The 14,296-nt window shown below is 74.8% G+C and carries 12 protein-coding genes; 7 read left to right on the top strand and 5 right to left on the bottom strand.

What is annotated here, in order from left to right:
* Positions 1-70: 70 nt before the first annotated feature.
* Together ACI79G_RS00060 and ACI79G_RS00055 are read left to right on the top strand one after the other, a co-directional pair.
* A complete protein-coding gene (locus tag ACI79G_RS00060; protein ID WP_456878576.1) occupies positions 71-847 on the top strand; it encodes an IclR family transcriptional regulator in 777 nt (258 codons plus the stop codon).
* 50 nt (positions 848-897) lie between these two features.
* Positions 898-2,067: a 4-hydroxybenzoate 3-monooxygenase gene (locus tag ACI79G_RS00055; protein WP_456878574.1), complete on the top strand. Its 1,170-nt coding sequence runs from the start codon at positions 898-900 to the stop codon at positions 2,065-2,067.
* Positions 2,068-2,186: 119 nt separating this feature from the next.
* On the opposite strand, the gene ACI79G_RS00050 is transcribed toward ACI79G_RS00055, so the two are convergent.
* The 3 genes from ACI79G_RS00050 to ACI79G_RS00040 form a co-directional block, all read right to left on the bottom strand.
* Positions 2,187-2,498, bottom strand: a complete 312-nt coding sequence (locus ACI79G_RS00050; RefSeq protein WP_456878573.1) for a hypothetical protein — start codon at positions 2,496-2,498, stop codon at positions 2,187-2,189.
* A 97-nt stretch (positions 2,499-2,595) separates the two neighbouring features.
* Positions 2,596-3,420 carry a hypothetical protein gene (locus ACI79G_RS00045; protein ID WP_456878571.1) on the bottom strand — a complete coding sequence of 275 codons (825 nt, stop codon included), beginning with the start codon at positions 3,418-3,420 and terminating at the stop codon, positions 2,596-2,598.
* 159 nt (positions 3,421-3,579) lie between these two features.
* Positions 3,580-3,951 carry a TFIIB-type zinc ribbon-containing protein gene (locus ACI79G_RS00040; RefSeq protein ID WP_456878570.1) on the bottom strand — a complete coding sequence of 124 codons (372 nt, stop codon included), beginning with the start codon at positions 3,949-3,951 and terminating at the stop codon, positions 3,580-3,582.
* 218 nt (positions 3,952-4,169) lie between these two features.
* On the opposite strand from ACI79G_RS00040, the gene ACI79G_RS00035 reads away from it, so the two are divergent.
* From ACI79G_RS00035 to ACI79G_RS00025, 3 genes are all read left to right on the top strand, one after another.
* Positions 4,170-5,345: an acyl-CoA dehydrogenase family protein gene (locus tag ACI79G_RS00035; protein ID WP_456878568.1), complete on the top strand. Its 1,176-nt coding sequence runs from the start codon at positions 4,170-4,172 to the stop codon at positions 5,343-5,345.
* 8 nt (positions 5,346-5,353) lie between these two features.
* Positions 5,354-6,505 carry an acyl-CoA dehydrogenase family protein gene (locus ACI79G_RS00030; protein WP_456878567.1) on the top strand — a complete coding sequence of 384 codons (1,152 nt, stop codon included), beginning with the start codon at positions 5,354-5,356 and terminating at the stop codon, positions 6,503-6,505.
* A 120-nt stretch (positions 6,506-6,625) separates the two neighbouring features.
* Positions 6,626-7,879, top strand: coding sequence for a serine hydrolase domain-containing protein (locus ACI79G_RS00025; protein WP_456878566.1), 1,254 nt, complete (start codon positions 6,626-6,628; stop codon positions 7,877-7,879).
* Between the two features lie 6 nt (positions 7,880-7,885).
* On the opposite strand, the gene ACI79G_RS00020 is transcribed toward ACI79G_RS00025, so the two are convergent.
* Both ACI79G_RS00020 and ACI79G_RS00015 read right to left on the bottom strand, forming a co-directional pair.
* Entirely contained in the window at positions 7,886-8,707 is an 822-nt protein-coding gene (locus tag ACI79G_RS00020) for an HDOD domain-containing protein (RefSeq protein WP_456878564.1), read from the bottom strand.
* 32 nt (positions 8,708-8,739) lie between these two features.
* Positions 8,740-10,803, bottom strand: coding sequence for a putative bifunctional diguanylate cyclase/phosphodiesterase (locus ACI79G_RS00015; RefSeq protein WP_456878563.1), 2,064 nt, complete (start codon positions 10,801-10,803; stop codon positions 8,740-8,742).
* 308 nt (positions 10,804-11,111) lie between these two features.
* On the opposite strand from ACI79G_RS00015, the gene ACI79G_RS00010 reads away from it, so the two are divergent.
* The gene (locus tag ACI79G_RS00010) at positions 11,112-12,689 is read left to right on the top strand and encodes a Re/Si-specific NAD(P)(+) transhydrogenase subunit alpha (protein WP_456878561.1); all 1,578 of its coding nucleotides are present in this window, start codon (positions 11,112-11,114) and stop codon (positions 12,687-12,689) included.
* A 5-nt stretch (positions 12,690-12,694) separates the two neighbouring features.
* Positions 12,695-14,101, top strand: a complete 1,407-nt coding sequence (gene pntB / locus ACI79G_RS00005) for a Re/Si-specific NAD(P)(+) transhydrogenase subunit beta (protein WP_456878559.1) — start codon at positions 12,695-12,697, stop codon at positions 14,099-14,101.
* Positions 14,102-14,296 lie beyond the last annotated feature (195 nt).

Below are 14,296 nucleotides of genomic sequence, written 5' to 3'. Positions count from 1 at the left end.
CGTGGAAGGTACGGCCCGGCTCTACGCTGCCCAAGCGATCGCTTCCGGTGGTCGGAAGCAGGGAGGTGCGATGGCCGGTCGGAGCAGCACCCCCGGGCGGTCGGTCACCTCCCGCGCGCTCGCCGTCCTCGGCGCCTTCGACACCGCCGCCCCGCGGCTGTCGCTCTCGGAGATCGCCGAGCGTTGCGCCATGCCGCTGACCACCGTGCACCGGCTGCTCGGCGAGCTCACCGACTGGGGTGCGCTGCAGCGGCGTCCCGACGGCCGCTACGAGATCGGCCGCCGGCTGTGGGACCTCGGCCTGCTGGCGCCGGTGCAGCTGGAGCTGCGCCAGGTCGCCGCGCCGTTCCTGCTCGACGTGCACACCGCGACCCGCGACACCGTGCACCTGGCGGTCCGCGAGGGCCGCAGCGCGCTGTACGTCGAGCGGGTCTCCGGCCGCGAGTCGGTGCCGGTGGTCAGCCAGGTGGGCAGCCGGCTGCCGCTGCACGCCACCGCGGTGGGCAAGGTGCTGCTGGCCGCCGCGCCGGAGGACGTCGCCGAGGCGGTGCTGCGCGCGCCGACCCGCGAGACGCGGCACACCATCGTCGACCCCGGGCGGCTGCGCCGGGAGATCGCCGAGGTGCGCCGCCGCGGGTACGCCCGGACCGCCGAGGAGATGTCGCTGGGCACGCTGTCGGTCGCCGTCCCGGTGCGGGTCGAGCGGCCGGCCGGCCCGGCGGTCGTCGCCGCCCTGGGCATCGTCGTCCCCAGCCACCGGCGGGACCTGCTGCGGCTGGTGCCGGTGCTGGAGGTCGCCGCGCGCGGCATCGGGCGGGAGCTGGCGCGGGCACAGCCCTTCCACTGAGCGGGAGCGAACGGTTCCCATCCTGGCGTTGCGGCGGTCACACTCGGCCCGTGCGCACCCAGGTGGGGATCATCGGCGCCGGCCCGGCCGGCCTCCTGCTGTCACGGCTGCTGGCCCTGCAGGGCATCGACTCCGTCGTCCTGGAGAACCGGTCGCGGGAGTACGTGGAGGCGCGCATCCGCGCCGGCATCCTCGAGCAGCACACCGTCGACACGCTGACCGCGGCCGGCGTGGGCGACCGGCTGCAGCGCGAGGGCCTGGAGCACTCCGGCATCCACCTGCAGTACCCGGGTGTGCGGCACACGCTGGACTTCCCGTCGCTGTGCGGGCGCACCGTGTGGGTCTACGGGCAGACCGAGGTCACCAAGGACCTCATCAAGGCCCAGCTGGACGGCGGCCCGCCGCTGCTGTTCGAGGTCTCCGACGTCCGGCTCGAGGACGTCGACGGCGACAGCCCGCGGATCCGGTTCACCGACGCGGACGGCGTCCCGCAGGTGCTCGAGTGCGACGCCGTCGCCGGCACCGACGGCTTCCACGGCGTCTCGCGGCCGGTGGTGCAGGAGGCCGGCGGACGGGTGTGGGAGCGCACCTACCCCTACGCCTGGCTGGGCATCCTGGCCGACGCCGCCCCCGCCACCGACGAGCTGATCTACGCCTGGCACCCCGAGGGCTTCGCGTTGTACTCGATGCGCTCGCCGAGGGTGTCCCGGCTGTACCTGCAGGTCGACCCGTCGGAGAGGATCGAGGACTGGTCCGACGAGCGGATCTGGGACGCGCTCGACACCCGGATGGCGCTGGAGGGCTGGTCGGTCAACCGCGGGCCGGTGACGGAGAAGTCGATCCTGCCGATGCGCTCGTTCGTCAGCGCCCCGATGCGCCGCGGCCGGCTCTTCCTCGCCGGGGACGCCGCGCACATCGTCCCGCCGACCGGCGCGAAGGGCCTCAACCTCGCCGTCGCCGACGTCACCCTGCTGGCCCGGGCGCTGGTGCGGCTGCTGCAGGAGAAGGAGACCGACCTGGTCGACTCCTACTCCGACCGCGCCCTGGCCCGCGTCTGGCGGTGCACGCACTTCTCCTGGTGGATGACGTCGATGCTGCACCGCTCCGGCGACGACTTCGACGCCGAGCTGCAGCTGTCCCAGCTGCGCCGGGTCTGCTCCTCGGAGGCCGCCGCGCGTGAGCTCGCGGAGAACTACACCGGGCTGCCGCTCGAGCTCTGAATCCCTGGGACCCTCTCAGCAGGGACGGGCCGCCCCCTCCGGCCATCTCCGCGGGAGTGGCCGCGGCGGTGGGCGGCCGGGTCAGCCCGGTCGCGCCGGGCCGTGGGGAGCGGCGACGCTCAGGGGCGCCACCGGACCTCGACCCTGGTCCAGGTGACCTCGAACCCGCCGGGGAACACCTGCTCGACCGCACCGGCACCCATCCGCTGCCGGGCCACCCGGCCGGCCACCTCGACCGCCTTGGCCGCCGCGGCCGCGGTGAGCGCGACCGCCGACGCCGTGAGCAGCGGCCCGGCGAGCGCCACGCGCGCGAGCGCCGGGACCAGCGAGGGGAGCTGCTGCGGCGCCAGGCCGGAACCCCGCGGGCCCGGGACCGCGGCACCGTCCCTCCCGATGATCGCGTCGGGCTCGACCGGCTGCTGATCGGTCATTCCGTCCTCCGTCCGCCGGACTCCGCGGCCCTGGACCGCCCCGCCCATCGTGACGGACGCCGGCACCCCGGCGCGAGGGCGGTGTCCCGGCGGGCGCTCAGCGGCCGGCCTCGAGCAGGGTGAGGACGGCGTCCGCGGTGCCCGGCGCCAGCGGCAGGTGCGGCAGGACGGCGGGCAGCTCCTCGGGCTCGATGCCCTCGGCCAGCAGCGCGGCGAGCACCCGGTCGGCCAGCGACGGCGGCACCGGCTCGTCGAGGTCCGCCAGCGCGGCCCGGGCCAGGAAGACCGCCCCCGAGGCGGCCGGGTCCTCCCCCGGCGGCCCGGGCGGCGGGGCGGTCGCGGCCTCCCGGGTCAGCGCCTCGGCCGCCCGCACCAACGACAGCGGCAGCCCCTCGGCCTCGACCTCCAGCAGCGGGACGTCGGCCAGCGCGGCCAGCACCAGGTGCTCGGCCTCGGTGCGCAGCGACGCCTCCCACTCCCCCGCCCGGACCACGCCGACCAGGTCGCGGCCGTCCTCCCCGAGGTCGTCGAGCAGCTCGGCCCACTCCGCCCGCCGGGTGGCGCGCGCCCGCTCGGCGGCCAGCACGCAGGTGGCCAGCACGAACGGGTCGAGCACCTCGCGGTCGAACCGGTCGGCGTAGAGGACCCCGGTGGCGTCCACCGCGTTCAGCACGTCGCGGAAGCTGCCCGGCCGGGCGTCGCCGAGGTCGAGCCGGCCGTCCTCCTCGCCGGACAGCGGCTGCCCGCGGGCGATGCGGTCGCCGATGGTCCCGCCGGTCTCACCCAGCCGGCCGCGGCGCCGCTCGTGGTGCGGCCGGTCGGACATCCCGACGGTCCACGCGCAGGTCTCGGCGATCAGCGCGGGCAGCCGCTCCCGCAGCACCTCGCGGCTGAGCTGACCCATCCAGTCGACGTCGAACACGTCCTCCAGCGTCCCCCGCGGGGCGGGGTCCCGCCGCCGGCCCCGTGACGTGCCGGACGGTCACCCTCCGGGCGTCCGCCGGCCCCGTCCCGGGTCCCGCGCCGAGCCCGCGGGGGACGGGGAGGACGGGGTCCTCCGCCGAGGCGCGGAGGTCCTCCCTCAGCCGAAGAGCTCGCCCAGGAACGACTGCTTGCGCTTGTGCCCGTACCCCGAGGAGTGCTGCTTCTTCGACACCTGGTTGAGCACCTCGCCGACGACCGCACCGAGCCCGCCGGCGCCCAGCCCACCGGCGCCGTGGCCGGAGGTCCCGTGGCCCGGGGTCCCGTGCCCGGCCGACCCGCCGTACCCGGCGGACGAGGAGGGGGCGGTCGACCGGCCGCCGCCGTGCCAGGCGTCCTCTGCGTCGATCAGCCGCTCGAGCTCACCGCGGTCGAGGAAGATGCCGCGGCACTCGGTGCACTGGTCGACGTGCACGCCGTTGCGCTCGTAGGTGCGCATCACGCCCTGGCACTTGGGACAGGTCAGCTCCATGGCCCGGCAACGGGCGGCACACCGCGCACGTTCCCCCGCCGTGGGCAGCCCGCGCGGGGCCCGACGCCTCCCCCGTCGCCTGCGGCGGGCGGTGGTCGGCGAGCCCGGGAGGACGACCGCCACGCCGTACCCACCGGTGCTACCCGCCGGTAGGAAGTGTGGGAAAGTCGGTCTCCCACCCTGCGAGACGGCACGGTCGCCGTCAGGAGAGAGGCCCGATGCGGTTGCAACTGTCCCCGGAGCTGGAGGCCTTCCGGGAGGAGATGCGCACGTTCTTCACCACCCAGGTGCCCCGGGAGATCCGCGACACCGTCGCGGCCCGCCGGCACGTCTCAAAGGACCAGTACGTCCGGACCCAGCGGATCCTGAACGCCGCGGGGCTCGCCGTACCGCACTGGCCGGTGGAGTGGGGCGGTAGGGACTGGACGCCGCTGCAGCGGCACATCTGGCGCGAGGAGATGCAGCTGGCCTGCGTGCCGGAACCGCTCGCCTTCAACGCCAGCATGATCGGCCCGGTGATCGCGGCCTTCGGGAACCAGGAGCAGAAGGAGCGGTTCCTGGCGAAGACGGCGAACCTGGACATCTGGTGGTGCCAGGGCTTCTCCGAGCCCGACGCCGGCTCCGACCTGGCCAGCCTGCGCACCACCGCCGTCCGCGACGGCGACGACTGGGTCGTCAACGGCCAGAAGACGTGGACGACGCTGGGCCAGCACGCCGACTGGATCTTCTGCCTGGTCCGCACCGACCCGACCGCGGAGAAGAAGCAGCGCGGCATCTCGCTGCTGGTCTTCCCGATGGACACCCCGGGCGTCACGCTGCGGCCGATCGAGCTCATCGACGGCAGCGTCGAGGTCAACGAGGTCTTCTTCGAGGACGTCCGCGTGCCGGCCGAGAACCTGATCGGCGAGGAGAACCGCGGCTGGGACTACGCCAAGTTCCTGCTCGGCAACGAGCGGGTGGGCATCGCGCGGGTGGGCAGCACGAAGCGGCTGCTGGCCCAGGCCAAGGCGTACGCGCAGGAGGTCACCGTGGGCGGTCGCCCGCTCGCCGAGGACCCGCGCATGGCCGGCCGCATCGCCGAGGTGGAGAACGAGCTCCTCGCGCTGGAGCTCACCGCGCTGCGCGTGGCCGCGCACTCGGCCGACGGCAAGCCGCACCCGGCCTCGTCGGTGCTCAAGCTCCGCGGCTCGGAGCTGCAGCAGGCCGCCACGGAGCTGGTGGTCGACATCGCCGGCCCGCTGTCGCTGTCCTCGTTCGCCGACGGTGGCTCCGAGGTCCCCGACTGGGCCCGCGTGGCCACGCCGGAGTACCTCAACTACCGCAAGGTCTCCATCTACGGAGGCTCCAACGAGGTGCAGCGCACCATCATCGCCGGCACGATCCTGGGGCTCTGAGGCAAACCGTGGACTTCACCTTCGACAGCGAGCAGAACGACCTCCGGGAGGCCGTGCGCGGTCTGCTGGAGCGTGCCTACGGCGACAGCGAGCAGCGCCGCCGGGTGACCGGGACCGACCCGGGCTACGACGAGAAGACCTGGTCGCGGCTGGCCGAGATGGGCCTGCTGGGGCTCCCCTTCGCCGAGGAGCACGGCGGCATGGGCGCCGGGCCGATCGAGGTGGCGATCGTCGCCGAGGAGATCGGTCGGGTGCTCGCGCCCGAGCCGTTCGTCGAGGCGGTCGTGCTCGCCGGCGGCCTGGTCGCCGCCGTCGGCACCGACGCCCAGAAGGGCGAGGTCCTGAGCGGCATCGCCGAGGGGACGACGCTGGCCGCCGCCGCGCACGCCGAGCCCGGCACCCGCTGGGGCCCGTCGGCCGAGGCCGTCGCCGCCACCCGGGACGGCGACTCCTGGACGCTCACCGGCGTCAAGGAGCCGGTGCTCAACGGCGCGCGGGCCGACGTCCTCGTCGTGTCCGCGGTGGTCGACGGCGGGACGGCGCTGTTCCTCGTCCGCGGCGACGCGGCGGGCCTGACCCGCACCGGCTACCGCACCCACGACGGGGGCCGCGCGGCGGTCGTCCGCTTCGAGCGCACCCCGGCCGAGCTGCTGGGTGAGGACTCCGCCGACCGGACCGCGGAGATCGAGTGGGTGCTCGCCGAGGCGCGGATCGCCTACGCCCACGAGGCCATCGGCTCGATGGAGACGGCGCTGCGCACCACGGCCGAGTACCTCAAGACCCGCAAGCAGTTCGGCGTGACGCTCAACCGGTTCCAGGCGCTCACCTTCCGCGCCGCGGACATGTACGTCTCGCTCGAGCTGGCCCGCAGCACCGCGCTGTGGGCGTCGATGGTGGCCGACGCCGGCGGGGACGTCGTCACCGCCGCCGACCGCGCCCGGCTGCAGACCAGCCGCGCCGGCCGGCACATCGGCAAGGAGGCGATCCAGCTGCACGGCGGGATCGGCGTGACCGCCGAGTACACGGTCGGCCACCACACCAGCCGGCTCACCGCCATCGACCACGTCCTCGGCGACGGCGACTGGGCGCTGTCCCGCCTCGCCGCCGACGTGACCGGGCACGAGACCGTCGACCCGCTGGGCGCGCCCTACACCGGCTGAGCGACCGGCGGACACCGCGGCCGGCGTCCCCACGTGGGGGCGCCGGCCGCGGTCGTCCCGGGTCCGGACACGCGCGGTCCGCCCGGCCGTGAGGCCGCCGGCGGTCCCTAACCTCCCGGTGTGCTCACGTCCCCGCTGCTCGTGCCGCTGCTCCTCGCGGTCGCCGGCCTCGCCGGCTGGGGCGTCGCCCGGCTCGTCCGCCGCAGGCGCGGGCGGACGGTCACCGCGCTGGTGGCGGCCCTGGTGTTCCTCGCGGTCACCGCCGGAGGCGTGCAGCTGTGGGCCCTGGTCGCGCTCGACTCCTCCGCGGTGGCGCGGGCGGTCGTGTGGCGCGACGCCGACGTCGACGACTGGCGGCGCTTCCCGGCGCTGCCGGTCCCCGCCGGCCCGCAGACCCTGGAGCTCCGGCCGGGGTCCCTGCCCGACGGCGTCCTCGACGAGGTGACCCTGCCCGACGGGGGGACCGAGGACCTCGACGCGCTGCTCGCACGCACCGGGACCCAGGCGTTCCTCGTCCTGCGCGGCGACGAGCTGGTCGTCGAGCGGTACCTGCACGGCGGCGGCCGGGAGGCGATCCAGACGTCGTTCTCCGTCGCCAAGTCGATCCTCTCCACCCTGGTCGGCATCGCCGTCGACCGCGGTCGCATCGGCAGCCTCGACGACCCGGTCACCACCTACGTGCCGGAGCTGCTGGACCGCGACCCCGACTTCGCCCGGGTGACCCTCCGCTCGCTGGTCACCATGTCGTCGGGGCTGCGCTACGAGGAGCACGGGCTGCCCTGGAGCGACGACTCGGTCACCTACTACTCCCCCGACCTGCGGGCGACCGCCCTGTCGGTGGAGATCGACGAGGCCCCGGGCGTCCGCTGGCACTACGACAACTACAACCCGCTGCTCGTGGGACTGGTCCTGGAGCGGGCCACCGGCACCCCGGTGGCCGACTACGCCAGCGAGGTGCTGTGGCAGCCGCTCGGCGCCGAGGCCGACGCGTCGTGGAGCGCCGACAGCGAGGCCTCGGGTTTCCCGAAGATGGAGAGCGGCTTCAACGCCCGGGCCGTGGACTACGCCCGCTTCGGGTACCTCTTCGCGCACGAGGGCCGGGTCGGCGACCGGCAGGTGGTGCCCGCGGCCTGGGTCGCCGAGGCCACCGCCCGCGACACCTCCGCCGACCCGGCCGAGCACTACCAGTACTGGTGGTGGGTCGACACCGAGCGGGAGGGGCGCTTCTCCGCGCGGGGCAACAAGGGCCAGTACGTCTACGTCGACCCCGCCACCGACGTGGTCGTCGTCCGGATGGGCCGCGAGTACGGCATCGACGACTGGCCCGCGGTCCTGCGCGACGTGGCCGACCGGGTCCGGGCCGCCGGGTCGTGAGCGGCCCTACTCGCCCAGCATCGCCAGGCGCAGCTCGTCGGCCTCGGCCCGCACCCGGTCCAGCACCGCGACGACGGCGTCCTCGCCGAGCTGCCCGCCGGTGAGCTCCTCGACCGGCACCGGCACGTGGTCCTCGACCGTCAGCCGGGTGGCGACCTCCAGGGCCGCACGCAGCAGGGCGCCGTCCTGGGTGCCGTGGTCGTCGACCGCGCCCAGCGGGGTGACCATGCTCGACGGGAAGCCCCACTGCTCGAGCGCCACCGCGGTGAGCCGGAAGGCGTGGATGCCGTAGCGGCGCACCTCGGCCGCCCGGCGACCGGCGGCGGTCGGCTCGGCGGCCGCCAGCTCGGCGTAGCCCTCGCGGTCGCTGTGGTGCAGCAGCGCGACGCCCAGGGGCGCGAGCAGCCCCAGGCACAGCGCGTCCTGCGGGCGGTCACCGAACCGCGGGGCCAGCGTGGCGGCGGCCAGTGCGACGCAGGTGCTCATCGCCCAGAACCCCTCGGGCAGCCGCGACTCGTCGTCCAGGCCGGACAGCGCGACGGTGGCCATGGTGCGCACGGTGGGGAAGCCGACGACGGTGACCGCGACCTGCAGCGAGGTGACCCGCCCGCGCATGCCGAAGTAGGCGGAGTTGGCCAGCTTCATCACCCGCCCCGCCAGCGCCACGTCGGAGGCCAGGATCCGGGCGAGGGTGCGCGCGTCGGTGTCCTCGGAATCGACCATGGACACGATCTGCGCGGCGGTCGGTTCCTGCGCGGCCATCGTCTCGATGCTGCTCAGCACCGCCTCGAGGTCGGAGGACGGCGTGGTGGCAGGGGTCGTGGGCACGGCTGCTCCCGGGGGGACGAGGCGGCTGACGGTCATCGGGTGTGGACGGCGTACCAGGCGGCGGCGCGGGAGCCGGTCATCGGCCGGGCGAGGGCGAAGCCCTGGAGGAAGCCGGCCCCGAGGTCGGCGAGCCGCGCGGCCTGCTCCTCGGTCTCCACCCCCTCCGCCACGGTCGTCAGGCCGAGGCTGCGGGCCAGCGCGATGACCGCCGAGGCGATCTCGGTGTGCCCGTCGGCGAGCTCGGCGACGAACGAGCGGTCCACCTTGAGGACGTCCACCGGGAGGTGGCGCAGGTAGGACAGCGACGAGTAGCCGGTGCCGAAGTCGTCGATGGCCAGCGAGACGCCGAGGTCGCGCAGCTGGACGAGCACCTCGCGGGCCGAGGCAGGGTCCTCCATCAGGGCGGACTCGGTGATCTCGATCTGCAGCCGCGCCGGGGCCAGCCCGTGCCGATCCAGGGCGGCGACCACGTGGCCGTGCAGCCGGTCGTCGAGCTGCAGCGCCGAGACGTTGACGTTGGCCCGCCGCGGGGCGGCGTCGCCCAGCACGCGGTCCCACTCGGCCAGCTGGCGGCAGGTCTCGTCGAGCACCAGCAGGCCCAGCGCGCCGATCAGCCCGCCCTCCTCGGCCAGCGCGACGAACACCGCCGGGCTGATCGGGCCACGGCGCGGGTGGTGCCAGCGGGCCAGCGACTCGACGGCCACCGGGGCCCCGTCGGTGGCGCGGAAGATCGGCTGGTAGAGCAGCGTGATCTCCCGCCGCTCGATCGCCTCGCGCAGCTCGGCGACCAGCCGCAGCTTGTCCCGCGCCTCGGCCCGGGCGCTCGGGTCGAGCACGGCGATGCGGCCCTTGCCGCCGGCCTTGGCCTGGCACACCGCGATGTCGCCGTCGCGGACGAGCTCCTCCGCCGTGCCGTGCTCGGCGGTCTGCACGGTGACGCCGATGCTGGCGTGCGGGCGGACGTCGACCCCGCTGAGCCGCACCGGCTGGGCCAGCGCCGCACCGATCCGCTCGGCCAGCGCCACCGCGGCGTCCTCGTCGAGGTCCGCGCAGACGACGACGAACCCGTCGCCGCCGGGGCGTGCCACCAGGTCCCCGGGCGGCACCGTGGCGCGCAGCCGGGTGGCGACCTCCACGAGCAGCTCGTCACCGGCGGCGTGGCCGAGGGACTCGTTGACGACGGTCAGGTCGTCCAGGTCGAGGGAGATGACGGCCAGGCCGCCGGCGCCGGGACGGAACCGCTCGGCCACCCGCTCGGCGAGCAGGGTGCGGTTGGGCAGCCCGGTGAGCGGGTCGTGGTGCGTCTGGTGCTCCAGCCGGGCCTCGAAGGCCAGCCGGTCGGTGATGTCCTCGATCGTCCCGACGAAGCCGGCCCCGACGCCGGGGGTGAACAGCTGCGAGAAGCGGATGACCGTCGTCCGCTCGGTGCCGTCCGCGCGGACCAGCCGGGCCCTGGTCTCCCCGTCGCGCCCGCCGAGGACGGCGACGACCTGCTCGATGACGTCGTCGAGGTCCTCGGGGTGCACCGTGGCCATCCAGCCGGTGCCGAGCAGCTGCTCGGCCTGCAGCCCCACCAGGCTGCAGAAGGCGTCGTTGACGTGCGCCAGGCGCATGCCCTGCTCGGAGAGCAGCGTGGGCACCGGGGAGCGCTCGGCCAGCGTGGCCAGGCGCCGCTCGTGGGCGTCGGCGGTGGCCCGCAGGACCCGCTCGGACCCGCTGTCGGCCGGGACCACCTGCAGCGTCCAGGTCCGTCCGCTGGGCGTGGGGGTGCACAGCACGAGTGCCCCGACGAGGGCGCCGCTGGCGGTGCGGACGGACAGGTTCATGCGTGCGCTGCGCCCCGGGCGGAGCAGCAGTCCGGCCTCCGCGCCGCGCAACGACGGCACCAGCGAGGCGACCGGCAGCCACCGCAGGTCGTCCGCTCCGTAGCCGAGCAGCTGCGTCGCGCCCTCGTTGCCCCAGACGATCCGCGGCGTCCCGTCCACGACCTCGGCCACCAGGAGCACGAGACCGTCGCTCACCGCGGCCCCGTAGAAGACCGACGAGACGATCTCCGCCGGCACCAGTGGCTCAGCGGTCGCGGTCGTCGCTGACACGCGCCCCCCTCCCGAACAGGCGGCGACCGGCATCCGTGCCCCTCGTCCGCCTGGACAGGAGTACGGCATCGAACGGTGTGCCCACCAGCCGGGCACGGCGCCCCTCACCCCACCGGGGGTGGAGCCTCCGGCCCCGCAGGGGTGGAGACGGCACTCGCTGCGGAGGGTGACGCAGCCCACTCACGGGCGGAGCCCCGCGGTTCGGCATGATCTCCCCGGCTGCGCCACCAGTGCACGCCGTCCCGGACTGCCCGCCCACCGGCGGGTGCCACCGCTGTACCGCACCGTTCCCGGCTCCGTCGCCGAGGATGGGCGGCGACCGACCCGCGCAGGAGGAACCGGACGTGCTCATCGGAGTCCCTCGGGAGACCCGCCCCGGCGAGACGCGCGTGGCGGCGACGCCGACCACCGTGCGGCAGCTGACCGCGCTGGGCCACGACGTCGTCGTCGAGACCGGAGCGGGGACGGCGGCCAGCTTCCCCGACGACGGCTACCGCCAGGCCGGGGCCCGGGTGGGGACGGCGGCCGACGCGTGGGGCGCCGACGTCGTCCTGCACGTGGCCAAGCCGACGGCCGAGGAGGTCGGGCGGCTGCGCGACGGCGCGGTGCTGGTGAGCACCCTCGCGCCCGCGCTCGACCCGGACCTGCTGGCGACGCTGGCCGGCCGGCCCATCACCGCGCTGGCGATGGACGCCGTCCCGCGGATCAGCCGCGCGCAGTCGCTGGACGTGCTCAGCTCGATGGCCAACATCGCCGGCTACCGGGCGGTGATCGAGGCCGCGCACGCCTTCGGCCGCTCCTTCACCGGCCAGGTCACCGCCGCCGGCAAGGTGCCCCCCGCGACGGTGCTCGTCGTCGGCGCGGGCGTCGCCGGGCTGGCCGCGATCGGCGCGGCCAGCAGCCTGGGCGCGGTCGTGCGGGCCACCGACGTGCGGCCCGAGGTCGCCGAGCAGATCGCCTCGATGGGCGGTGAGTACGTCGGCGTGCCCGCCGACGGGGAGCAGGCCGGCGGTGGCACCGGCTACGCGAGCGTGACCAGCGAGGACTACGACCGGCGGGCCGCGGCGATGTACGCCGAGCAGGTCCGCGAGGTGGACATCGTGATCACCACCGCGCTGGTCCCCGGCCGGCCGGCGCCGCGGCTGATCACCGAGGAGATGGTGGCCGCCATGGCGCCGGGCTCGGTGATCGTCGACATGGCCACCGCGCAGGGCGGCAACGTGGCCGGCTCGGTGCCCGACGAGGTCGTCGTCACCCCGAACGGCGTCACGGTCATCGGCTACACCGACCTGCCGGGCCGGCTGCCCGGCCAGGCCTCGCAGCTGTTCGGCACGAACCTGGTCAACCTGGTCAAGCTGCTCACCCCCGGCAAGGACGGCCGGCTGGTGCTCGACCTCGACGACGTCGTCCAGCGCTCGATGACCGTGGTGCGGGACGGCGAGCTGCTCTGGCCCCCGCCGCCGGTGCAGGTGTCCGCGGCGCCGGCCGCCGCTCCGGCCCCGCGCCCGGCCCCGCCCGCGCCCGCGCCGAGGGCGCCGCGCTCCCCCGCCCGGACCGCGGCCGTCGTGGGTGTCGCGGCGCTGGTGCTGTTCCTGGCTGCCGCGTTCTCCCCGAACCAGCTGATCGGCAACCTGACGGTGTTCGCGCTGGCGGTCGTCGTGGGCTTCTACGTGATCGGCAACGTGCACCACGCGCTGCACACGCCGCTGATGAGCGTCACCAACGCCATCTCCGGGATCATCGTGGTCGGCGCCCTGCTGCAGATCGGCCACACCAGCGTCCTGGTGACCGTGCTGGCCACGGTCGCCGTGCTGGTCGCCAGCATCAACGTCTTCGGCGGCTTCGCCGTGACCCGCCGCATGCTCGGCATGTTCACGAGGAGTTGACCGCCATGACGCTCACCTCGGCCGCTGCCGGCGCCTACGTCGTCGCCGCGCTGCTGTTCGTGCTCAGCCTCGCCGGGTTGTCCCGGCACGAGACCGCCAAGTCGGGCAACGCCTTCGGCATCGCCGGCATGGCGATCGCCCTGGCCGCGACCGTCGGCCTGGCCGCCCGCAGCCTCGAGGCCGCCGCCGTCGGGCTGATCGTCGTCGCCATGGCCGGCGGCGCCGCGATCGGGCTGTGGCGGGCCCGCCGGGTCGAGATGACCGGCATGCCCGAGCTGATCGCGCTGCTGCACAGCTTCGTCGGCCTGGCCGCCGTCCTGGTCGGTTGGAACGGCTACCTGTCCGTCGAGGCGGACGCGGGCGAGCAGACCGAGGTGCCGGCCGACCTGCTCGGCATCCACTCCGCCGAGGTGGTGATCGGCGTCTTCATCGGCGCGGTGACCCTCACCGGCTCGATCGTCGCCTTCCTCAAGCTCTCGGCGCGGATCAAGAGCAACCCCCTCATGCTGCCGGGCCGCAACTGGCTCAACCTCGGCGCGCTGGTCGCCTTCGCCGCGCTGACGGTCGTCTTCGTCGTCTCGCCGTCGCTCGGGGTGCTGGCCGCGGTCACCGTGCTCGCGCTGGCGCTGGGCTGGCACCTGGTCGCCTCGATCGGCGGCGGTGACATGCCGGTCGTCGTCTCGATGCTCAACAGCTACTCGGGCTGGGCGGCCGCGGCGTCGGGCTTCCTGCTCGACAACGACCTGCTGATCATCACCGGCGCGCTGGTCGGCTCCTCGGGTGCCTACCTCAGCTACATCATGTGCAGGGCGATGAACCGCTCCTTCCTGTCGGTGATCGCCGGCGGCTTCGGCAACGAGGGCAGCACCGCCTCCGGCACCGAGGACGGCGAGCACACCGAGATCACCGCCGAGGAGGTCGCCGAGCTGCTGCGCGACGCCGAGTCGGTGGTCATCACGCCCGGCTACGGCATGGCGGTGGCCCACGCCCAGTACCCGGTGGCGGAGCTGACCCGCCAGCTGAGCGACAAGGGCGTGCAGGTGCGGTTCGGCATCCACCCGGTCGCCGGCCGGCTGCCCGGCCACATGAACGTGCTGCTGGCCGAGGCGAAGGTGCCCTACGACATCGTCCTGGAGATGGACGAGATCAACGACGACCTCGCCAAGACCGACGTCGTACTGGTCATCGGGGCCAACGACACCGTCAACCCGGCGGCGCTCGAGGACCCGGGCAGCCCGATCGCCGGCATGCCGGTGCTGCAGGTGTGGGAGGCCGAGCACGTCGTCGTCTTCAAGCGCTCGATGAGCACCGGCTACGCCGGCGTGCAGAACCCGCTGTTCTTCCGGGAGAACACCCGGATGCTCTTCGGCGACGCCCGCGAGCGGGTCGAGGACATCCTCAAGGCGCTCTGACGCCTCCCCGGCCACGTCGACACGGGAGCGCCGGTCCACCCGCGGCCGTTCCCGCGGAGATGGCCGCGGGTGGACCGGCGGTGGGGGGGGGGGCCCCGGGGCCCCCCCCGGGGCCCCTGGACCCCATACCCCGCCACGGGCCCCCCCCCAACAACGGCCACATCGAGCAGGTCGACAGGCATCACAACCACTCAC

The sequence above is a fragment of the Geodermatophilus sp. SYSU D00779 genome, assembly GCF_054050595.1.
This window is presented reverse-complemented; position numbering and strand designations above follow the sequence as displayed.